Raw genomic sequence first — 20366 nt, forward strand, 5'->3', positions numbered from 1 at the left:
GAGGCCGCGCACCCGGGCGCACTCCTCGAATCACGGTCGGGACCAAGGGAGTTGAGCGCCCACTACGGGTATTCCCGGGTCCGGTGGCCCGTCACACGCGCCGTAATCGAGCGGTTATTCAGAGTGAAATACGCTCAACGGACAGGATGACGGCGGGAGATGCCGGTCCGCGCCGCTCCGGGGAGACGACGGCGCGGACCGGCCGCTTCGGGGGCGGAACGGACCTGTTCCCGCGCCCGTTGCCCCGAGTACCCGTGCGACGGTGCTCAACTCCTCCTCGTCCAGGTGAAGATCTCCGGCCGTCGCCCAGTCCGCGACCTGCGCCGGTGTCCGCGCGCCGACGATCGCGCCGGAGATCCCGGGCCACGCCAGCGTCCAGGCCACCGCGACCGCCGGCACCGGCACACCGCGCCGCTCCGCGATCGCCCGCAGGGCGTCGGCCACCGCCAGGTTGTCCGCCAGCCGCTCCGTGAAGTCCGGATGCGTGCGCCGCCAGTCGTCCGGCGGCAGCGCGGCGACCCGTTCCGCCGAGAACGCCCCGCTCAACAACCCCGAATGCATGGGGGAGTACGCGATCACCGCCGTGCCGTGCTCGCGCGCCCACGCCACTTCGGGCGCCGCGCTCCGGTCGAGGGCGGAGAACGGCGGCTGGATCGCGTCCACGTGCGCGATGCGCTCGGCCTCCGCCAACTGCGCCACGGAGTGGTTGGACAGCCCGATCGCGCGCACCTTCCCGGCCCGCTTCAGGTCGGCCATCACCTGCCAGTACTCGGCCAGCGGCGTCGCACGCGGCGAGACGGCCGCACCGTCCCCGCCGTCCCCGCCCGGCGGCGCCTCCCAGTCCAGCGCCTCGCCGGTGTCCGGCCAGTGCACCTGGTACAGGTCGATGTGGTCGACGCCGAGCCGCCGCAGCGAGGCGTCGACCTCGCGGCGCACGCTCTCCGGCCGCATGATGCGGTACGGCGCGGCCAGCGGCTGCGCCTCGTTCCACACCAGGCCCGCCTTGGTGAACACGTACGGCCGCTGGTCCGGCGGCAGCGACGCCAGCGCCCGGCCGACGACGGCCTCCGAGTGGCCGAGGCCGTAGACGGCCGCCGTGTCGACCCAGTTGACGCCCAGCGCCACGGCCCGTCCGATCGCCGCGACCGACTCCGCGTCGTCGGTCGGGCCCCACGTGTAACGCCATCCGCCGCCGCCGATGGCCCACGCACCGAATCCGGTGCGGCTGATCTTCATGTCCGCGATGGAGTCCATGGCACTCACTGTGGGAGCCGCCCGCACACCTGCCCAGAGTCTTGCCGTCCCTAGGACCGGCAGGGCCAGGCTGGCCGCCGCGCCCGCGCGCGATACTGCCGGGCCAGGCCCCGGCGACGACGGACGACGGACGACGGACTCGGGGGATACCCCGACGCCTGGCGCATGACCCGCACGACCCGTGGTGCCCGTCCCGCACGACCCGCGACGGCTGGTGCCCGCCGCTCGGCGGCCGGACCGTCCGCCGCGTCCGTGCGGCTCACGGCCGGTCCCGACCCGCTCCACGCGGCGTGGAACGTTGGCGCCCCCGGACGGCCCGCGCGGCCCGCGCGTGGTCTGCGCACCCGGCGGGGACCTGGCGATCCGGGGCGGCACGGCACCGCCTGGGTGGGACCGCCAGGGCCAGGCAGGGCGCCGGACGGGCACGGGATACTGGACGCATGGCCAAGGAGCTGGGCGAATTCCTCAAATCCCGCCGTGCGCGCGTCCGTCCGGAGGATGTGGGTCTGCCCGACCTGGGCGGGCGGCGCCGCGTTCCGGGGCTGCGCCGGGAGGAGCTGGCCCAACTCGCGGGCGTCAGCGCCGACTACTACATGCGGCTCGAACAGGGCCGCGGCGGCGGGGTGTCCGAGGAGGTCCTCGACGCGCTGGCCCGCGCGCTGCGTCTGGACGACGACGAGCGCGGCTACCTGTTCGGCCTGGCCAGGCCGCGCCGGGCCGCCCGCCGGCCGCGCCGCGCCCGCCGGGCGGCCAGCCCGCGCCTGCGGAACCTGCTGGACTCCATGCACGACGCCCCGGCGTACGTCATCGACCACCGCACGGACATCCTGGCGTGGAACCGGATGGCCGCCGCCCTGATGCTCGACTTCGGCGCCCTCCCGCCCGACGAGCGGAACTGGGCCCGGCTGTGCTTCCTCGACCCGCGCGCGGCCGAGATCTTCCCCGAGTGGGAGCTCAAGGCCCGCGAGACCGTCGCCTACTTGCGGCTGCACGCCGTGGACCACCCGGATGACCGGCGACTGGCGGAGCTGGTGGGCGGGTTGTCGCTGAAGAGCGAACTGTTCCGCCGCTTGTGGACCGATCACAACGTGCGGGAGAAGACCCACGGCGAGAAGCGGTTCCACCACCCGCTCGTCGGGGACCTCTGGCTGACGTTCCAGACCCTGTCCGTGCTGGGGGAGGAGGACCAGGTGCTGGTGGCCTACGCACCCGAGCCCGGCTCCGCCTCCGCGGACGCGCTGCGGCTCATCGGCATGGTCGGCGCCGAACAGCACTGACCCGGCAGGGAGTTGGGCGTGCCCCCGGCCGACTCCGGTACCCGGGGGGAATGACGCTGTTTGCCCCCGGAACGGTCGGGCAGGTGAATCAATGTGCTTCGGACTGCAGGCACACCCGCGGGAGCCCCATGGCTCCGGGCGAGTGCCGCCTGTGGTCCGTGTGCTCCCGCGGTGACCCAGTGAACCAACAGGGACACCTCAGCAGGGAGCTGAAAGCCGATGCCCACCACCCACGTCAGGAAGCCCCGCCGCCACCCGCACGACGACGCCCCGGACACCAAGGAGGCGTTCCGCCGGCTCGTGGCGATGGAGGACGGCCCCGAACGCGACGCGCTGCGCGACGAGATCGTGTGCGCGTGGATGCCGATGGCCCAACGCCTCGCCCGCCAGTACCGCAACCGCGGCGAGAACCTCGAAGACCTGGAGCAGGTCGCCCACCTGGGCCTGGTCAAGGCCGTGCGGCGCTACGACCCCGGCTACGGAACGGCGTTCGAGAGCTACGCCGTCCCCACCATCGTCGGCGAGATCAAGCGCCACTTCCGCGACCACCTGTGGGGCATGCACGTCCCGCGCCGCGTGCAGGAGCTGCGCAACCGGGTGCGTACCGCCAACAACGAGCTGTCCCACACCCTCGACGGCCGCCGGCCCGACCCCGAGGAGCTGGCCAAGGCCGCCAACATGACCGAGAAGGAGGCCAGGACCGGACTGGAGGCGATGAACAGCTTCACCGTGCTCTCCCTCGACGCGGAAGTCGCGGGCTCCGACGACGGATTCTCGCTGCTGGACACCCTCGGCCGCACCGAGCCCGGCTTCGACCGGGTCGTGGAGCGCGAGTCGGTCCGCACCCGGCTGCGCGAGCTGCCCGAGCGCGAGCGGCAGATCCTCTACCTGCGGTTCTTCCGGGGCATGACGCAGAGCGGCATAGCCGAGCAGATCGGCATCTCGCAGATGCACGTCTCACGACTGCTGAACCGCACCTGCACGCGCCTCCGTGAACAGGTGGAGGCGGGCGGTGCAGGATGACGTCATGCCGAGACAGAGGCTGCGCAACGAGACCCCGCCGGAAAGAGACGACCGGAACTTCGCGGAGCTGCTCCAGGAACTGCGCGTCACCCAGACCGGCGTGCAGATCCTCTTCGCGTTCCTCCTGACGCTGGCGTTCACCTACCGCTTCCCCTCGCTGGACGACGTCCAGCGCACGACGTACGTGGTCACGCTGATGCTGGCGATGACGGCCACGGTCCTGTTCACGGCGCCCGCGGCGCTGCACCGGCTGCTGTTCCGGCGTGGCGCCAAGCGGGAGATCGTGGAGATCTCCTCCCGGCTCGCGACGGCGGGGCTGGCCGCGCTCGGCCTCGCCCTCGCCGGCGCGCTGATGCTCGTGGTGGACGTGGCGGTCGGCCGGGGGGCCGGGATCGCCATCGCCGTCTGGGCGTTCCTGCTGTGCTGCGGGCTGTGGGGGGTGCTGCCCCACGTGGTCAGGCGGCACGCAGGGCGAGGGCGATATGGCGGGACATCCGCTCCATCGCACTCGCCTCGGCCAGTCCGAAAGCGCGGCGGCCCCCCGTCCGGAGCAGAGTGAGCACCCCGAGCACCGCTCCCGACGGCAGCGTGAGCGGCACGCAGAGCAGCGACGACGCCTCCGTGAGCGCCAGCACCGGAACGCCGTCCCCCGCCTCGCCCAGCGCGTGCACGTCCTCCGGCCGGATCTGCAGCGCCGAACCGCCCGCCCCCGCCGCCTCGCCGATCAACGGCGCCCCGGCCGGGTCCTGGACGGCGATCGCCTCCGCCGCCTCCGCCCCGCCCGTCCCGGGCGCCGCCTCGGGCCCCAGCACCGTGACCCGCCGGAGCTGACCGCCCCCCGGTACGGCCCGGTCCGCGATCACCCAGTCCGCGAACCGCCCGCGCAGCACCTCGCAGGCCCGTTCCAGCGGCGCGTCCCCGGATGTCCCGGCGGCCCCGGCGGCCCCGGCCGCCCCCGAAGCCGGGGCGGACGTGAGCAGCGCGGTCGTCACGTCGTCGACCAGGTCCATCAGCTCCACCCGGCTGCTGACCTCGGCCGGATCGGGCGGCGTCACCGCCTCGACCGGAACGGGCGGCGCGGCCACCCCGGTCCCCGCCCCGGCCCCCGGCCGCTCGGCCGTCGGCTGGCAGACGGCGAGCACGGAGGTGCGCCGGTGCCCCGGGGGGCGCACGGCGGCCAGCGTCACCCACAGCCGCCCCGGCCGCTGGGCGTCGCCCGACTCGGCCGCCAGCCCGCGCATCAGCTCCACGGCCAGGGTGCGGTTGCCGTCGTGGCGCGCGACGGCGGCCACCTGGCTGCGGAAGGCGGCCCGGCCCTCGTGGGCGAACGAGGCGGTGATGGGACGCCCGGCCGCGTAACCGGGGCGCAGCCCGAACAGCTGGCAGGCGGCGAAGTTGATACGGCTCACCACGCCCTCCCGGTCCAGCAACAGCACCGGTACCGGGAGTCGTTGAAACACCGCGCGCAGCAACTGCTGTTCCCGGGAATCGCCGTTGCGTCCCGACTTCCGTTGTTCAGCCGTCAGTTGCTCATAGCGCGGCCACAACAGGTCAGAAACATACTGGAGTTCAAAAAGGGCGGCATCAAGATTGGCCGGCCCACCGCCTCCCGGCAGGGCGCGTGTCGCGCGCAGCTCCGCCACCCGCTTGCGGAAGTCCGTAAGCTCGGCGCCGTAATCTTCCTCGTCGGCCATACCGGAACCGTAATCCTCATCAAGTCGGATAAGCGTATCGTCAGCCGTTTCGGTGCAAACTGCCCGGGAAGGCGACGGTCATGCCCGACAACCGCACACATGAGCAGCCGACGGACATCTCCGCTCGCGCTCTGGTCAAGCTCGCCGAGCGGGCTGCCCTGTGCACGCCCGCGGCCTGCGGCGCGGCGGCGACCGTCGGCCCCGACGACGACCACGGCGGACCCGAGACCAAGGCCGCCGTCACCCACCCCGACCTGGCCCCGCTCCTCACCGTCCAGTGGGCGACCGGCGAGGGCCCCGTCCCGGCCACGCTGCGCACCGGAGAGCCGGTCGCCGCGGACGACCTGCTGGCCGACCGGCGCTGGCCCCGCTACCGCGCCATGGCGCTCGACGCCGGGGTGCGCTCCACCGCGACCCTGCCGTTCCACCACGACGGACTCACCGTGACCGTCACCGTCTGCGGCTTCCGGCCCGGCCTGCTGGACGACCGGACCCGCACCACCGCGACCCTCATCGGCGACCTCGCCACCCGCACCCTCGCCAGCGACCACGCCTGTGAGCGTGCCCTGACCGAGGTGGATCAACTCGACACCGCGCTGCGTTCCCGCCCGGTCATCGACCAGGCGTGCGGCATCCTCATGCACGTCCTCGGCTGCGACGCGGACACCGCCTTCGGCCTGCTGCGCCGCCAGTCGCAGCGCACCAACAGCAGACTCGTGGAACTGGCCGACGGCGTGGTCCGCACCAAGGGCCGCGGCATCGAGGCCAAGCTCGCCCGCCTCTGAGCCCGGCCCCGCCGCCGGGTCCGGAGCGCTTCGGACGGACCGGGGCGGGTACCCGCCACCATCACATTCCCGCGTCAAGGAGGTGCGCATGAGCCGGCCCCGGATCGTGATCGTCGGGGCGGGATTCGCCGGTTACCAGACCGCGCGGCAGCTGTCCCGCACGGTGGGGAAGCGCGCGGAGATCGTGCTGCTGAATCCCACCGACTACTTCCTCTACCTGCCGCTGCTGCCCCAGGTCGCCGCCGGAATCCTGGAGCCGCGCCGGGTCACCGTCTCGCTCACCGCGACGCTGCCGGGCACCCGGCTCGTCCTGGGCGAGGCCACCGGCGTCGACCTCGACGCCCGCCGGGTCCGCTTCACCGGCCCCGAGGGGAACGAGGGGGAGCTCGCCTACGACACCCTCGTCCTGTCCGTCGGCAGCGTCAGCCGACTGCTGCCCATCCCCGGCGTGGCACAGTACGCGCGCGGCTTCCGCGGCCTGCCCGAGGCCCTGTACCTGCGCGACCACATCGTCCGCCAGCTCGAACTGGCCGCGCACGCCGACAACGAGGAGGAGCGCCGGGCGCGCTCCACGTTCATCGTCGTCGGCGCCGGTTACACCGGCACGGAGGTCGCCGCGCACGGCGCGATGTTCGCGGACTCGATCGTGCGCCGCGAACGGGCCGGCGGCACGGTGCGCCCGCGCTGGATGCTGCTGGACATCGCCCCCCGCGTGCTGCCCGAGCTGGACGAACGGCTCTCCCGCACCGCCGACCGGGTGCTGCGGCAGCGCGGCGTGGACGTGCGGACCGGCATGTCGGTCAAGGAGGCCCAGCCGGAGGGCGTGCTGCTGGACGACGGCGAGTTCGTCCCGACCCGCAGCCTGATCTGGTGCGTCGGCGTCCGCCCCGACCCGCTGGTCTCCGAGGTGGGCCTGCCCACCGAACGCGGCCGGCTGTGCGTCGACGCGTACCTGAACGTGCCGGACCACCCGGAGGTCTTCGCCTGCGGCGACGCCGCCGCCGTGCCCGACCTCACCAAGCCCGGCTCGTACACCCCGATGACCGCCCAGCACGCCTGGCGGCAGGGCAGGACGGCCGCGCGCAACATCGCCGCCCGCCACGGCATGGGGGAGCGCGCCCCGTACGAGCACCACGACAAGGGCTTCGTCGTGGACCTCGGCGGGGTCAAGGCAGCGGCCAACCCGTACCGGATCCCGCTGTCCGGGCCGCTGGCCGGGGCCGTCACCCGCGGCTACCACCTGCTGGCGATGCCGGGCAACCGGTTCCGCGTCGCCGCCGACTGGCTGCTGGACGCGGTGCTGCCCCGGCAGGCGGTGCAGCTCGGCATGGTCCGCTCCGAGTCCGTGCCGCTGGACACCGCCTCGCCCGAGCTGGCCCGTACCCCGGGGGAGTGAACCCCCGGGAGCACGAAGAGGGCCGCGAAGAGGGCCACGAAGAGGGCGGGGGGCCGGGGGAACCCGCGATCCCCCGGCCCCCCGCACGGTGCCGCCCGGTCCGGGTCAGGAGTCCGGTGCGGCCCGGCTGATGTCGGCGAGCGCCGAGTCCGGGTCCTGGGCGCGCGCGAGGTCCCCGAGGCTCACCACGCCCACCACCCCGTTCCCGCTGACGACCGGCAGCCTGCGCACCGCGTGCGTCCGCATCAGGCGCGCCGCCGTGCCGACCTCGTCCTCGGGCGCCACGCACACGGGGTCGGGGGTGCAGACGGTCTCGCAGTCGACGGTGAGCGGGTCCAGCCCCTCCGCCACCGCGCGCACCGCGATGTCCCGGTCGGTGACGACGCCGAGCAGCACGCCGTCCCGCGCGACCAGGACGTCGCCGATGTCCTGCGCCCGCATGAGCTGCGCCGCCTCCACGAGCGAGGCGTCGGGTCCCAGCGACGCGACCGCCGGTGTCATGACATCCCTGACGAACTGGGCCATGGCTGACCGCCCTCCCTTGCTGTCCTGTCCAGGCTTTCCGCTCCGGCCGCCACGCGGCAGTACCCCGCGGGGCCCGGACTATGCCCCGGACACGCCTCAGCCGGCCACCCGGTCGCTGTCCCGGTCGAAGTGCCGGTGGTAGGCGATGACGTCCGCGAACGTGGCCGCGACCGTCGCGGCAGCCGCCCCGTCCGTGCCGCTGACCACGCCCCGGTCGTCGACCACCCGGCCCCCGCTCCCCTCCGCGTCGCCGGTGTCCCGGTCCCGGTCCCGGTCCGCCTCCCCGTCCCCGTCCGTCGCCAGCCGCACGCCCGGCAGGTCCAGCGCGCGCAGCACCCCCACGCCCGCGCCCAGCGCCGCGATGCCCTTGCCGTGCTTGAACGCCTCCGCCACATAGTGCCGCGCCAGGCCGTCCGAGCGCAGCGCGCGGGCGCTCTCCTCGCCGCCCGGCACGCACACCGCGTCGTACAGCACCGACGCCATGGTGTTCATCGCCCGGTCCACCGCCACCGTGCCGCCGCCCGCCGCGCGGACCTCGCCGTCGCGCGGGGCCAGCACCTCGGCCGCCGCGCCGCCGCCTGCCAGGGCGTCGCGCAGCGCCGCCACGTCGGCCCCGTCCACCCCGTCCGCCGCCAGGATCGCGACCCGGCGGGTGGCGATCGTCCCGGCCGGGCTCTCCGCCAGGCTCAGTGCGGGCGAGGTGCGGCCGTGGTTCTCGGTGACCGGCGCCTTGGGCGGCGCGACCCCGACGCCCTCGGCCACCCGGGTGGCCAGCGTGTGGTCGACGTGGTTGAGCCGCTCGACCTGCCGCTCCCGGATCTCGCGGACGCCGACCTTGCCCAGCTCGAAGCGGAACGCCGCGACGATGTGGTCCTTCTCCCAGTCGGCCATGCTGTTCCAGAACAGCGTGGCCTGGCTGTAGTGGTCGGCGAAACTCTCGCTGCGCCGGCGGATCTTCGCGCCGTCCACCCGCTCCTGGCGGTGGACGTAGGCGCCCTCGTCCGGCGAGGCGGTCGCCGGGCAGCCGCCGGACAGGGAGTTGGGCGTGTACGACGTCCGCCCGGGGTGGATCCGGTGCTGGCCGTAGCCGTCGCGCTGGTTGTTGCGCACCGTCGCCAGTGGGGCGTTGACCGGCAGCTGCTGGAAGTTCGGGCCGCCGAGCCGGATCAACTGGGTGTCCAGATAGGAGAAGTTGCGGCCCTGGAGCAGCGGATCGTTGGTGAAGTCGATGCCCGGCACGACGTGCGCCGTGTGGAAGGCGACCTGCTCGGTCTCGGCGAAGAAGTTGTCCGGATTGCGGTGCAGCGTCATCTTCCCGACCGGCCGCACGGGCACGGTCTCCTCCGGGATGATCTTCGTCGGGTCCAGCAGGTCGAAGTCGAAGCGGAACTCGTCCTCCTCCGGCACGAGCTGCACCCCGAGTTCGTACTCGGGGAAGTCGCCCCGCTCGATGGCCTCCCACAGGTCGCGCCGGTTGAAGTCCGGGTCCTTGCCCGCGATCGCCTGGCACTCCTCCCACACCAGCGAGTGCGTGCCCAGCACCGGCCGCCAGTGGAACTTCACGAACGTGCCGCGCCCCTCCGCGTTGACGAAACGGAAGGTGTGCACGCCGAAGCCCTGCATCATCCGGTAACTGCGGGGCAGCGCCCGGTCCGACATCAGCCACATCAGCATGTGCGTCGACTCCGGCTGGAGCGACACGAAGTCCCAGAACGTGTCGTGCGCCGACTGGGCCTGCGGTATCTCGTTGTGCGGCTCCGGCTTCACCGCGTGCACGAAGTCGGGGAACTTGATGGCGTCCTGGATGAAGAACACCGGCATGTTGTTGCCCACCAGGTCGTAATTGCCCTCCCTGGTGTAGAACTTGGTGGCGAACCCGCGCACGTCGCGGACCGTGTCCGCGGACCCGCGCGACCCGGCCACCGTCGAGAACCGCACGAACACCGGCGTCTCGCGGTCCGGGTCCTGGAGGAAGTCCGCCCGCGTGTACTCCGCCAGCGACGTGTACGGCCGGAAGGTGCCGTACGCGCCCGCGCCCCGCGCGTGCACCACCCGCTCGGGTATGCGCTCGTGATCGAAGTGCGTGATCTTCTCCCGGAAGTGGAAGTCCTCCAGGAGCGTCGGACCGCGCTCCCCGGCCCGCAGGGCGTTGTCCGTGTCATCGACCCGCGTGCCGAAGCCCGTCGTCAGCGGGCCGTCCTGCGGCCGGTCGCGCAGCGGGTCGAGCTGTTCCCGCTTGGCGTCCCGCGAGCCCCCGGATCCGTCAGCCGACATCGGCTCTCCTCACCCCGGCACAGGCCGGACCATCCGCACCTTCGGTGCGTTCAGCGCTGAAGCGCCTCCCCGATTACCCGCCCACGGCGATTCCAATCGCGGAGGCGTCCGCCGGGACCAGCCCCCCGGTCGCCCCCGGCACGCCCAGCGCCTCCGGCAGCCGGTCCGCCGGATCCGGCGCCACCACCAGCGGGCGCCGCCGCCGGGCCGCCCCCGCGCCCCGGTCCAGACACCACCGCAGCCACGCGTCCAGCCGCGCCGGTTCCACCCGCTCGGCGGGCACCAGCGCCGGCCAGCGGCAGGCCCGCGCCTGCGCCGACACCTTCGCCCCGCCCCGCACCGGATCGATCACCAGCGGCGGGACCCCCACGCGCAGCGGCAGCACCAGCCCGTGCAGCCGGTCGGTCACCACGGCGTCCAGCCGTGCCACCACCGACAGGAACTCCTCCGCCGTCCCGCACAGCAGCCCGTCCTCCCGGTCCAGCCGGGACTCCAGCGCCACCGGCGCGCAGTCCGTGCCCGCCAGCCAGCTCCGCACGGCCCCGCTCACCGCGTCGTGCGCCCGCCGCTCGCCGTACTCCCGCTGCCCGTGCGTGAGCAGCACGCCCACCACCGGCACGCCGGGGCCGCGCGGCGCGCGCATCGCCAGGTCCTGCCCCGGCGGCAGGGCCGGATCGGCGCCGTCGCGCGCCAGCACCTCGTGGAAGCCCGCCACCGCCGGATCCGCCGGATCGATCACCGACACGCCGACCGCCACCCGGCGGCAGTGCGCGAAACGGCGGTGCAGATTCGCGATCTGCGGCCCGTGCACCGGCCCGCACACGAAGACCAGCCGCGTGTAGTCACCGGGCCGCACGGCGTCCAGCGCGGGCCCGCCCGGCTCGAACCGGGGACTCCACGCGACGTCGTACGGCACGCCGTGCGCGTCGAGCACCTGCCGCACCCGGCCGAGCGCCAGCAGGTCCCCGGCCGTCGCCTCGCCGTCCAGAAAGCTGAACCACCCCGTCACCAGGGTTCGTCCGACCTCGCTCGTCGTCCTGACTTGGCTCGTCATCCGCCCCGGGTTACCCGCCGTGACCGTCCGAAACGTTTCGCGCCGCACGGCCGGGGCACTCGGCGCGCGTGCCACCGAAGAACCCCGAACCCACCGCCCCCGTCGGGGTGGTCATCGCGACCCGGAACCGTGCCGCCACCCTGCTGGCCACCCTCGAACAGCTGACGGCCCTCCCCGAACGGCCGCCGGTCCTCGTCGCGGACAACGGCTCCACCGACGGCACCGCCGCCCTGGTCGCCGAACGGTTCCCCGACGTGCGGGTCCTCCGCCTGCCCACCAATCGCGGCCCGCTGGCCCGCAACGACGGCGTCCGCGCGCTGCCCGCCCGCTACATCGCCTTCAGCGACGACGACTCCTGGTACACGCCCGGTTCGCTGGCTGCCGCCGCCGCGATCATGGACGCCGAGCCGCGCATCGGCCTGCTCGCCGCGCGCATCGCCGTCGGCCACGACCTCACCCCGGACCCGATCAACGAGATCCTGGCCGCGTCCCCCCTCGGCACCGCGCCGGGCATGCCGGGACCCGCCGTGCTCGGCTTCCTCGGCTGCGCGGCCGTGGCCCGCCGCTCCGCGTTCCTCGCCACCGGCGGCTACCACCCGCTGATGTGGATCGGCGGCGAGGAGACGCTCCTCGCCTACGACCTGACGGCGGCAGGCTGGCACGTCTGCCACGCGCCGCAGGTCACCGCCGTCCACCACCCCGCCGACGCCCCCCGGCCGCACCGGCTCGCCCACATGCGCCGCAACGACGTCCTCACCACCTGGCTGCGGCGGCCCCTCCCCGTCGCCCTCCGCGCCACCTGGCGGCTGGCCCTGGACGCCCGCGCCGACGCCACCGCCCGGACGGCGTTCGGCCAGCTCCTGCCCCGCCTCCCCGCCGCCCTGCGCGACCGGCGGCGGCTGCCGACCGCCGTGGAGGCCGGGGTCCGCCGACTGGAGGCCGCCCATGCCGCCGGATGACCGCGTCTCGGTCGTGATCATCACCCACAACCGCAGGGCCGAACTGCTCCACACCCTCGACCGGCTCGCCGAGCTGCCGGAGCGGCCCCCGATCCTGATCACGGACAACGGCTCCACCGACGGCACCGCCGAGGCCGTCGCACTCCACCACCCCGCGGCCCGGGTGCTCACCCCCGGCGCGAACCTCGGCGCGATCGGCCGCAACCTCGCCGCCCGCGAGGTCACCACCCCCTACCTCGCCTTCTGCGACGACGACACCTGGTGGGCCCCCGGCTCCCTGGCCGCCGCCGCCGACCTCCTCGACGCCCACCCCGGCGTCGCCGCCGTCACCGCCCGCATCGTCGTCGAACCGGCCGGCACCGAGGACCCCATCGTGGCCGAGCTGCGCCACTCGCCGCTGCCCCGCCCCGACGGGCTGCCCGGCCCCGCGCTCGGCTCGTTCCTGGCCGCCGCCACCGTCCTGCGCACCGACGCCTTCCGCGCGGCCGGCGGCTTCTCGCCGCGCCTGTGGCTGGGCGGCGAGGAGGAACTGCTCGCCGCCGACCTGATGACGGCCGGCTGGTGGCTGGTCTTCGACGAGAGCCTGACGATCCACCACGCGGCCTCCCGCCTCCGCGACCCCACCCGCCGCCGCGCCGACGGCATCCGCAACACCCTCTGGTTCACCTGGCTCCGCCGCGCCCCGGGCCCGGCCCTCCGCCGCACGGCCCACCTCCTGCGCACGATCCCCCGCGACACGACCTCGGCGGCAGCCGTGGCCCGCGCGACGGCCGGCCTCCCCTGGCTCCTGCGCGAACGCCGCCCGGTCCCCCCGGAGGTGGAAGCCCGCCTCCGCACCCTGGAGAAGACCCAGCGCACCTCGACGGCCCGTCAGTACGTGGGCTGACAAAGCGGCTTGCGTCCGGCAGGCTTGATCTCATGCGCATGCTGAGGAACTTACTGATGACCGCCTGCCTGGCCGCCGGAGCCCTGACGCTGGCCGCCCCGGCGCAGGCCACCACCGCCGACTGCGAACGCCACCTGATCGGACAGGGCTACACCGTGGGCCCGGAGGAGTCGGAGGCGTGCCGGGTCGGCGCCCAGGGCCCGGCCCACACCCAGGAGTGCATCGATCTCCTCCGGGACATCGGCGTCCGCTACGGCGACGCCGAAGGAGCCTGCCGCCGCGCGGCGTACTGAACACCCGCGCACGACCGCGCCGCCCCGGCGGCAGAGCCGGCGGAGCCGGTTCAGGTGACGACGAAGCCCCTTGCCGGTCCGGCGGGAAACGCCTTCGCCAGTGCTGCCAGGGCATCGGCCGTGACGTCCACGCGCGTCGCCGGATCGTCCCGGTCGTACACCCGCCAGTCCCCGGCCGGCTCGTCCGGATTCTCCGGCGCGACCACACCGGGAATCCCCAGACGCCGCAGGACACCCCGCACATGCCGCGCGTCGTCGGCGTTCATGAACCCGTGCCGGAGCAGTGGGAGGCGCAGCCGCCGGGGTTGATCGGCCCGCAGCCGCCGGGCTTCGGGGTGTGAGAACAGTTCGCCGCCACCGGAATCAGCGGATTCCCCGGGCCGGTCCACAACTCCCGGTCGGCGCTGTGGCCCGCTCTCTCGATCAGGGCCATGGTCCGGGCCATCGAGTGCGGGTCGTGCCGGGAGGTGTCCGGACGCTCGGGGAAGTGGTGCACGAAGCGGCCCAGCCGATCGCACAGACCGGCGTACACAGCCGTGTGCAGGATCAGTGCGTGCCATCCCTCGTCGACCACGCGAGACGGCTGGACATACACACCGGGGAAGGTCGCCGCAGCCGCCACGAACTTCAACGCCTCCTCCACCACACGTGTGGCCGTCACACCGTCCATCCCGGGGTTGTTGTCCACGACCGTGGCCACCACACCCCCGAACGCCTCGCGAGCGAGCAAGCCGTGTGCACCGTTCACGCTCCCACCTCCATGGACTTCGTAGCCTCCTCAACGTATGCATTCGCCGTCGGTCCAGCCGGAGTGATGCGCCGTTATTCGCCGGTCGACAGAGAGCGCAGGGCGCCGAGGACGATGCGGTGGGCTGTGGAGCCGTAGACGGCGTTCCTCTCCAGCGCTTTCCACGCCGCGAGGTGGACCGCCACGTCGGCTGGATCGTCCAGCCACATTTCGGCGTGCCAGGTCTCGGTGATCACGAGGCGGTTGTCGTGGAGGGAGAAACCGACGCCAGCCGGCACGTTCATGTCCGCGCCGAAAGGGATCAGGCCCAGGCGCACGGGTCCGGGGCCGAGCCGGGCCGCCAGGTGTTCGAGCTGAGCGGCGAGGACATCCGCGCCGCAGGGACGCGCCCACAAGGCTCCCTCCCACAGGAGGAAATGGAAAGTCCGGCCGGGCTCTCCGAGAACGTACTGCCGACGCATGCGCGCCCGTACCGCCGCCTCGATGTCGCGCGGCGCGGTATGGAGCGCCGCGTATCGGGTGAGCACCCCTCGCGCATAGGCAGCCGTTTGCAACAGCCCAGGAATGAGCGTCGGGTCGAAGCTTCGGCGCACGCGCGTCTCGCGCGCCTGCGCGCCATGGGCCTCCTGGACCGCGCGGTAGCCTCCGGCGAGTTGGCGACGCCAGGACCGGTACTGGGTCTCCAGACCGCGCAAGCGCCCTATGAGTTCGGCCGACGCCCCGGGCTGCCCCGTGCATGCGGCCCAGGCGGCCAGGTCGTTGGCCGTCGGCGTCTGTCGGCCGTTCTCCAGTTTGCTGATCTTCGACTGCGTGCATCCCAGCCGGTCGGCCAACTGCCGCCCCGTGAGCCCGGCCTCCACGCGCAGTTCGCGCAACCGCACGCCGAGGGACACCCGGCCTCGCTGGAAATCGGTGCTCACTCAGCGGACGGTACCTGAGCCCTGAACTTCTCGTAGGGCACCGCGTGATGCCAAGCCGCGTCGCGCACCTGGCAGGCGCGCAACACCTCGGCGGGTTCGGTGATCAGCTCCATGCCGACGGTGCGCTCGCCTTCGAAGTGGAACCGGGCCACCGTGCGCGAGTCGAAGAGCCAGAAGTCCCAGAGGTCCACCCCGATCCGCTCGGCATCCGAGCGCCATAGACAGCGGATGTCCTCACCGGCGGCCACGTTGGTCCGGCCACAGGCCAAAAGGTAGCGCTGACCGGTGGTTGGCGGATGGTCCACGATACGTACCCGCTCGAACCGCTTGCCGCCGCTGGTCATCCGGCGGACGTTCTCGAACCATGGATGCCCGACCTCCCCTGCGGTGTCGCCCGTGCGCCGGAATTCCTGGTAGGACGGCATCCGCTGATCCGTGAGGTATCCGGTCCGGGTCTCCAACCGCCAGGCGGTGTGCTCGAATCCGTCGTTCACGTACTCGTTGATCTGTTCCTGGGGAACGAACTCCACCTGTCGGTCCGCCGTTCGCGGCGCGAAGTCGGCCAGAAGCCGGCGCGGAACGACGACGAAGCCCTCTCCTTCTTTCACGTTCCTGAGCGCAGCCACATCGTGTGACTCCGTCACCGCCTGGCCCTGGACGAGCACATCGCCCGTGTCCAGGTCCTCGTACAACGTCGGACAGTCACCGATTCCCGAGGTACTCCCCAACAGCCGCAGCCGTCGTGCCATGGCCTTCCTCTCCTTGTCGTGATGGAGCAGCCCCAGAGTGGAGCCGAAGCCTTCGGCACGGTGGAACTATTCTCGATTATTCTCACATCGCGTCCGCTGGTACTCCTCGAACGGAACGGCATGGGCAAGAGCGGTGTCACGGTACCCGCGATACTCGTCCAGCCGGGACTCCGGGAGCTGATCCGCGCCGATGAAGGCCCCGGCGTCCGTGTAGTGCATGCGGTACGCCGTCGCGTCGTCGAACAGCCAGAAGTCGTGGTCCGGCAGGCCGTGCACCTCGCGCTGGGCCAGATCGATGATGCCGATCCTTTCGCCCGCGGTGATATTGCCCGGATAGGCGGCGAGTTCGTACCGGAGGTAGTCGGACAACGGGGAACGGAGGACGTGGACACGTGAGACCGACTTACCGAGCTCGGTCATGGAACGTACCCACGGGTTGTCCGACCATTCCGGCGGCATCGGCTTCCCGGCCAGGAAGTCCTCGAACTCCTCGCGTTCCTCCTCGATGTCGTAGACGGCCAGTGTTTCGAGCCGGAAGGCCGTCCTCTCGAACGTCTCGAAGAGCCTGCCGAATTGCTCACCGACGAGCATGCGAGGTCCTCTCAAGGGTCTCGGTGTCCAGGTCCACGATCGTGCAGCCGCGCAGTTCCCGGATGAGCTGTGCGGCGCGGACCCAGGGGATGTCCGGGTGGTCGTAGGGCAGGAGAATGCCGTCGCCGCCGTCCGCGACCTCCGGGAACGGCCATCCGGGACGGTAGCGCACGCCGTGAACTCCGGCGATCCGGGAGTCGCGGACCCGGACCGCGACGTAGTTCCGCCGCAGGAAGGGGCAGGCCCGGACGGCGACGCGGGCGCACGGCAGGCACACGGGCGGGTGCGTGGCCGCCATCCGTTCCGGCCAGCCCGGCCAGTCCGTCCGGTCGTCGCCCAGCAGCCAGAGCACGCCCTGATCCGTGCGGTCGGCCGGAGCCGCGCAGATCTGGCACAGCAGCTTCCGCATGGCCCGCCGCTGCCGCAGCGGATGCACCCGCCCGAACTCCGGCCGCCCCTGACCCGGGCGGCAGTCCGTCCGCGTCCACAGCACGCCGTGCGCGTCCCGGTCGGCCACGGTTTCGTCGGGGTAGCCGATGCCGACGCGGGGATGGGCGATGACAAGGGCGTTGAGCCGCTGTTCGGAACTCCAGGCCGTGATGTACGGAACGGTTGCGGTCGGGGCGTGGCGGGACATGCGTGCTGACCTCCTGTCCGGCGTCTCGGGGCCTGCCACTGTTTCGCCGTCCGTAGCCGCTCAACGACCCTGTGTGCCGGGGAGGGGATGGTGGGTGACGCTGCGGAAGTTCCCCGTTGAACGGGGAGTCCGCAGGTCAGAGCCCTGTCGGGGGCTGTTCGGGCGCTCCGGCTGTCCGTGCCCGCCCGTAGCATGAGTGACGAGCCGAAGACCGAGAGTGAGGAGGCCGGCCGTTGGTCACCAAACAGCACCGCAGCCGCCGCGCGGCTCTGGCCGCGCTCACCACCGAGCTGCGCGCGGACGGCTGGACCTGGGGCAGCATCGCCGCTCTCGTCCAGCGCGAGCAGCGGGTCAACGCGCGGGTGGCCATGCGCCTTGCCCGGGGCTGGAGTCAGCAGACCGTGGCCGACCGCTGGAACGCGATGTTCCCCGACGCGGACGGCGAGCGGCCCATGACCGCCAAGAAGTTGTCGTACTGGGAGACATGGCCGGAGTCCGGCCGCGAGCCCAGTCTGAGCGCGCTGCGCCGTCTGGCCCAGGTCTACGAGTGCGACCCCAGAGACCTCATTGACAGTGACACGCCTTCAGGTGCAGCGTTGACAGAGGCGCCCCAGCCGGTGCCCACCGCACTCGCCGCGACTGTCATCCACCAACTGAGGCCGTTGACCACCGGCCCTGTGTCGGCCCGCCAGCGCGACGCGGCCTTCGGTCAGCTCATTCAGTTCCTCTCGACCTGGGGACGCAGTATGGAACGCCGGAACATCCTGCACATGCTCGGCTGGGCTGCCATCGCTGCCGCCGCCGCGCCGCCCGCCGCAGCACTGGACCCGGAAGAGGAAGCACGGGTGCTGGGGACGGTGCTTCAACCAGGGCGTGTGGACGCGAGCGTCCTCGACCACATGGAGGAAGTGCTGCGGCTCGCGGAGCAGGACGAACACCGAAGAGGTCCGCACGCCGCCCTGGACACCGTGCTCGCTCAGCGGAACCTCAGCCGGGTGATCCTCGATCACTGCCCCTCCGCGCTGCGTCCGCGCGTCCTGAGCGTCCACGCCGAAGCCTCCCGGCTCGCGGGCTGGCTGTCCTTCGACCTGAACGACTTCGACGGCGCCGGGTATTACTACGAGCACGCGCGAGCGACAGCCCACGAAGCCGAGAACACGGAACTCGGCGCTCGCGTCCTGTGCATGATGAGTTACCTCGCCACGTGGCGGGGCCAGCCGAGAATCGGCATCGACCATGCCGTGGCCGCGCAAGCCTGGGCCGCCCGCACGGACGATGACGCGCTACGAGGCTTCGCCGTCGACGTGGCCGCCCGCGCGTATGGCGCGAACGGAGACTATGACGAGTGCCTGCGCTCCCTGGACGAGGCGCATCACTATCTGACGATCGCGTCAGGCAGTTCTTCCCCCGTCTTCCACGTCTACGACGCGGCCGACGGCCAGGGCGGCATCGCCCTCCTCGCCGGAATCCGGGGGAAATGCCTCGTGGATCTGGACCGCCCCCGCGAGGCAGTGGCCGCCACCGAGGAAGGGCTCCAGCACATGGGCCAGAACCGGCCCGTGGCGCTGTCGAAAATCGATCTCGGACTTGCCCTGACCAGGATGGGCGAGATCGAGGGCGCTGCCATGGCGATCGGTGAGGCGGCGGAGCTGGCCGGGCGCAACCGTTCCGGCCGGGCGCTGGAACGCCTGCACGCGGCTGCCGCCCAGTTGGAGCCCTGGAGCGGCACACCAGCCGTCCGTGATCTGCGCGAACGGCTGGCCGTTCACTCGGCATAGAGCGACTGGCGGCGCGGGTTCAGGTCAGGTCGGTGGCGAGGGTGGAGACGGCGCCGGGGCGTCCGGGGCGCAGGAGTTTTTCGAAGACGGTCAGGACCAGTTCGTCGGTCTCGTCCAGGGGGCCGTGGTCGTCGCGGCTGACGTGGCCGTTCCGGGGGCCGAAGCCGTGCTTGACGAACGACGCGATGCGGGTGCCGTCCCGCAGCGCGTCCGCGCTCTTTCCGCCGGTGTGGACGAACGCGTAGCGTCTGCCGTGGACCAGGGCGCTACCGGCCTTGTCGCGGCGGCGACCGCTCACCGCGCCATCGCTGACGAACGCCTCCTGGCCGTGCGGACGCAGCGTGACCGGGCTGGGCCCGCCGGTGGGCAGGGACGGCCCGTCCGCCTCGAAGGCGCGGCTCATGACCGCGTTCTGCCGCTTGGCGAACCAGCCCGTGAAGTGCGGTACGGGCCGGATGGGGACGGACGCCCGGACCTGGCCGTCGGGGTCGATCACGTCGACGCGGGTGCGCGTCTCGTCGGTCTCGATGCGCCAACCGGCGCGGGTCGGGCGACGCCAGAGCGGTATGTCGGTCATCGCCACAGCCTCTCAGACGACCCGGGTCCCGCGCCGCGCGTGCCGGTTCAGAGGCGGGTGTTCAGGAAGCCGATCACCACGGCCGTCCACCAGCCGAGTTGGGAGATGCCCGCCACCGTCGCGCCCAGCAGGAGGAAGCGGGTGGTGGTGAGGGTGGTGCCGTGGCGTTGGAGGGCCGTGGCGCAGATGCCGTTCAGGGCTATCGCGAGGACGGCGAGCAGCTTCACGCGGGTCAGGGGCTGGGTCAGGTCGGGGTGCAGGAAGACGCCGGTGATCAGCAGCCCGGCCGTGCCCGTCCAGACCGGGAGGTGGAGGGAGCCGGTGAGGGTGAGCACGTCGCGCAGGGTGCGTCTGCCGAGCAGCCACAGCAGGCCGTGGTAGTCGATCACCAGCACGGCGCCGAAGCCGACGACCAGCGCGCCGAGATGGCCGAACAGCGCCACCGTGTGGAGGGTCGGGTCGGCCGTCAGGTGGGTCGCGGTCCAGACCGATGCCGCCCACGCGGCGACGCAGCCGAGCGCGGCGGCGGTGTTGCGGACCCAGGTCGGTGGGGCAGCGAGACGGTCGGTGTCGGTCAGGGCTGCGCGCACGGCGAGATCACCACTCTCCTCCGGGGAAATCCGCCCCGGTGTCGGCGAGGTCGCGATGACGTGAGTCTCCTGGCTCCTGGATCGACGCTCCTCCCGGCCTTCCCGCCCCAACGGGCCGTGGCCATCGCGGAAGTCGCTCCCCAGTCACAGTGGCGGGACCGCGCCGGATTCGCACCGGCTTCCTCGGCCGCCATCGCTTGGGCGCGGACATCCTGTCAGCCACCGCGCCCTGCACGGAACGACCCCGGAGGTAACAAAAATCTCACCGGGCCGCCGTGAGAAAGTCGGTCCCCGCCACACCACGTGCGGCGGGGGCGGGCCGGGCGTGCGGTCAGGCCGTGGCCGCGTTCTCGGGG

The 20366-nt window shown here is 72.7% G+C and carries 22 protein-coding genes and 1 riboswitch; of the genes, 9 read left to right on the forward strand and 13 right to left on the reverse strand.

The genetic code is table 11. The features are described 5' to 3' along the window. Positions 1-114: 114 nt before the first annotated feature. Entirely contained in the window at positions 115-1254 is a 1140-nt protein-coding gene (locus ACSNOC_RS14940; protein ID WP_436747905.1) for an aldo/keto reductase, read from the reverse strand. A gap of 440 nt (positions 1255-1694) precedes the next feature. On the opposite strand from ACSNOC_RS14940, the gene ACSNOC_RS14945 reads away from it, so the two are divergent. The 3 genes from ACSNOC_RS14945 (at position 1695) to ACSNOC_RS14955 (ending at position 4113) form a co-directional block, all read left to right on the forward strand. Continuing rightward, the gene (locus ACSNOC_RS14945; RefSeq protein ID WP_436747906.1) at positions 1695-2531 is read left to right on the forward strand and encodes a helix-turn-helix transcriptional regulator; all 837 of its coding nucleotides are present in this window, start codon (positions 1695-1697) and stop codon (positions 2529-2531) included. Between the two features lie 219 nt (positions 2532-2750). After that, positions 2751-3554 carry a SigB/SigF/SigG family RNA polymerase sigma factor gene (locus ACSNOC_RS14950; protein ID WP_436747907.1) on the forward strand — a complete coding sequence of 268 codons (804 nt, stop codon included), beginning with the start codon at positions 2751-2753 and terminating at the stop codon, positions 3552-3554. A 4-nt stretch (positions 3555-3558) separates the two neighbouring features. Further along, complete coding sequence (locus tag ACSNOC_RS14955) at positions 3559-4113, forward strand: DUF6328 family protein (protein ID WP_436747908.1); 555 nt, start codon at positions 3559-3561, stop codon at positions 4111-4113. Here the strand turns inward: ACSNOC_RS14955 and ACSNOC_RS14960 are convergent. After that, the gene (locus tag ACSNOC_RS14960) at positions 4010-5248 is read right to left on the reverse strand and encodes a PAS domain-containing protein (RefSeq protein WP_436747909.1); all 1239 of its coding nucleotides are present in this window, start codon (positions 5246-5248) and stop codon (positions 4010-4012) included. The two genes, ACSNOC_RS14955 and ACSNOC_RS14960, sit on opposite strands and share 104 nt — an antisense overlap. 80 nt (positions 5249-5328) lie before the next feature. On the opposite strand from ACSNOC_RS14960, the gene ACSNOC_RS14965 reads away from it, so the two are divergent. Both ACSNOC_RS14965 and ACSNOC_RS14970 read left to right on the forward strand, forming a co-directional pair. Continuing rightward, positions 5329-6033 (forward strand): ANTAR domain-containing response regulator, encoded by a 705-nt coding sequence (locus tag ACSNOC_RS14965; protein WP_436747910.1) that lies wholly within the window; start codon positions 5329-5331, stop codon positions 6031-6033. Between the two features lie 88 nt (positions 6034-6121). Next, complete coding sequence (locus tag ACSNOC_RS14970) at positions 6122-7429, forward strand: NAD(P)/FAD-dependent oxidoreductase (protein WP_436747911.1); 1308 nt, start codon at positions 6122-6124, stop codon at positions 7427-7429. 105 nt (positions 7430-7534) lie between these two features. Here the strand turns inward: ACSNOC_RS14970 and ACSNOC_RS14975 are convergent, their stop codons facing one another. The 3 genes from ACSNOC_RS14975 to ACSNOC_RS14985 all read right to left on the reverse strand — a co-directional run bounded on the left by ACSNOC_RS14975 (position 7535) and on the right by ACSNOC_RS14985 (position 11282). Next, complete coding sequence (locus tag ACSNOC_RS14975) at positions 7535-7954, reverse strand: CBS domain-containing protein (protein WP_436747912.1); 420 nt, start codon at positions 7952-7954, stop codon at positions 7535-7537. A 96-nt stretch (positions 7955-8050) separates the two neighbouring features. Further along, on the reverse strand, positions 8051-10228 hold the full coding sequence (locus ACSNOC_RS14980) for a catalase (protein WP_436747913.1): 2178 nt from the start codon (positions 10226-10228) through the stop codon (positions 8051-8053). Between the two features lie 73 nt (positions 10229-10301). Continuing rightward, a complete protein-coding gene (locus tag ACSNOC_RS14985; protein WP_436747914.1) occupies positions 10302-11282 on the reverse strand; it encodes a polysaccharide pyruvyl transferase family protein in 981 nt (326 codons plus the stop codon). A 68-nt stretch (positions 11283-11350) separates the two neighbouring features. Between ACSNOC_RS14985 and ACSNOC_RS14990 the strand changes: the two genes are divergently transcribed. From ACSNOC_RS14990 to ACSNOC_RS15000, 3 genes are read left to right on the forward strand one after another with little or no spacing between them, the layout of a single operon-like run. Beyond that, positions 11351-12241, forward strand: coding sequence for a glycosyltransferase family 2 protein (locus ACSNOC_RS14990; RefSeq protein WP_436747915.1), 891 nt, complete (start codon positions 11351-11353; stop codon positions 12239-12241). Then, positions 12228-13127, forward strand: coding sequence for a glycosyltransferase family 2 protein (locus ACSNOC_RS14995; protein ID WP_436747916.1), 900 nt, complete (start codon positions 12228-12230; stop codon positions 13125-13127). The genes ACSNOC_RS14990 and ACSNOC_RS14995 overlap by 14 nt, the downstream gene beginning before the upstream one ends. A gap of 32 nt (positions 13128-13159) precedes the next feature. Continuing rightward, complete coding sequence (locus ACSNOC_RS15000; protein WP_436747917.1) at positions 13160-13420, forward strand: hypothetical protein; 261 nt, start codon at positions 13160-13162, stop codon at positions 13418-13420. 50 nt (positions 13421-13470) lie between these two features. Here the strand turns inward: ACSNOC_RS15000 and ACSNOC_RS15005 are convergent, their stop codons facing one another. From ACSNOC_RS15005 to ACSNOC_RS15030, 6 genes are all read right to left on the reverse strand, one after another. Next, positions 13471-13686, reverse strand: a complete 216-nt coding sequence (locus ACSNOC_RS15005) for a hypothetical protein (protein ID WP_436747918.1) — start codon at positions 13684-13686, stop codon at positions 13471-13473. Continuing rightward, the gene (locus ACSNOC_RS15010; RefSeq protein ID WP_436747919.1) at positions 13683-14168 is read right to left on the reverse strand and encodes a glycine-rich domain-containing protein; all 486 of its coding nucleotides are present in this window, start codon (positions 14166-14168) and stop codon (positions 13683-13685) included. The genes ACSNOC_RS15005 and ACSNOC_RS15010 overlap by 4 nt, the downstream gene beginning before the upstream one ends. A gap of 74 nt (positions 14169-14242) precedes the next feature. Then, positions 14243-15088 carry a helix-turn-helix domain-containing protein gene (locus ACSNOC_RS15015; RefSeq protein ID WP_436747920.1) on the reverse strand — a complete coding sequence of 282 codons (846 nt, stop codon included), beginning with the start codon at positions 15086-15088 and terminating at the stop codon, positions 14243-14245. Then, complete coding sequence (locus tag ACSNOC_RS15020) at positions 15085-15837, reverse strand: DUF6879 family protein (protein ID WP_436747921.1); 753 nt, start codon at positions 15835-15837, stop codon at positions 15085-15087. Before ACSNOC_RS15020 ends, ACSNOC_RS15015 begins: the two co-directional genes overlap by 4 nt. A 66-nt stretch (positions 15838-15903) precedes the next feature. Then, positions 15904-16428, reverse strand: coding sequence for a DUF6879 family protein (locus tag ACSNOC_RS15025; RefSeq protein WP_436747922.1), 525 nt, complete (start codon positions 16426-16428; stop codon positions 15904-15906). Next, a complete protein-coding gene (locus ACSNOC_RS15030) occupies positions 16415-17065 on the reverse strand; it encodes a hypothetical protein (protein ID WP_436747923.1) in 651 nt (216 codons plus the stop codon). The genes ACSNOC_RS15025 and ACSNOC_RS15030 overlap by 14 nt, the downstream gene beginning before the upstream one ends. A 233-nt stretch (positions 17066-17298) precedes the next feature. Here ACSNOC_RS15030 and ACSNOC_RS15035 point away from each other — a divergent pair, with 233 nt between their 5' ends. Then, a complete protein-coding gene (locus ACSNOC_RS15035; protein ID WP_436747924.1) occupies positions 17299-18843 on the forward strand; it encodes a hypothetical protein in 1545 nt (514 codons plus the stop codon). Between the two features lie 19 nt (positions 18844-18862). Here ACSNOC_RS15035 and ACSNOC_RS15040 read toward each other — a convergent pair whose 3' ends face one another. Next, positions 18863-19420, reverse strand: a complete 558-nt coding sequence (locus ACSNOC_RS15040; protein ID WP_436747925.1) for a hypothetical protein — start codon at positions 19418-19420, stop codon at positions 18863-18865. Positions 19421-19467: 47 nt separating this feature from the next. Continuing rightward, positions 19468-20010: a hypothetical protein gene (locus ACSNOC_RS15045; protein WP_436747926.1), complete on the reverse strand. Its 543-nt coding sequence runs from the start codon at positions 20008-20010 to the stop codon at positions 19468-19470. Positions 20011-20072: 62 nt separating this feature from the next. Beyond that, a riboswitch (cobalamin riboswitch) is annotated at positions 20073-20195 on the reverse strand. Positions 20196-20366: the final 171 nt, after the last annotated feature.

This window comes from Streptomyces sp. URMC 129 (assembly GCF_051386415.1).
Lineage (GTDB): Bacteria > Actinomycetota > Actinomycetes > Streptomycetales > Streptomycetaceae > Streptomyces.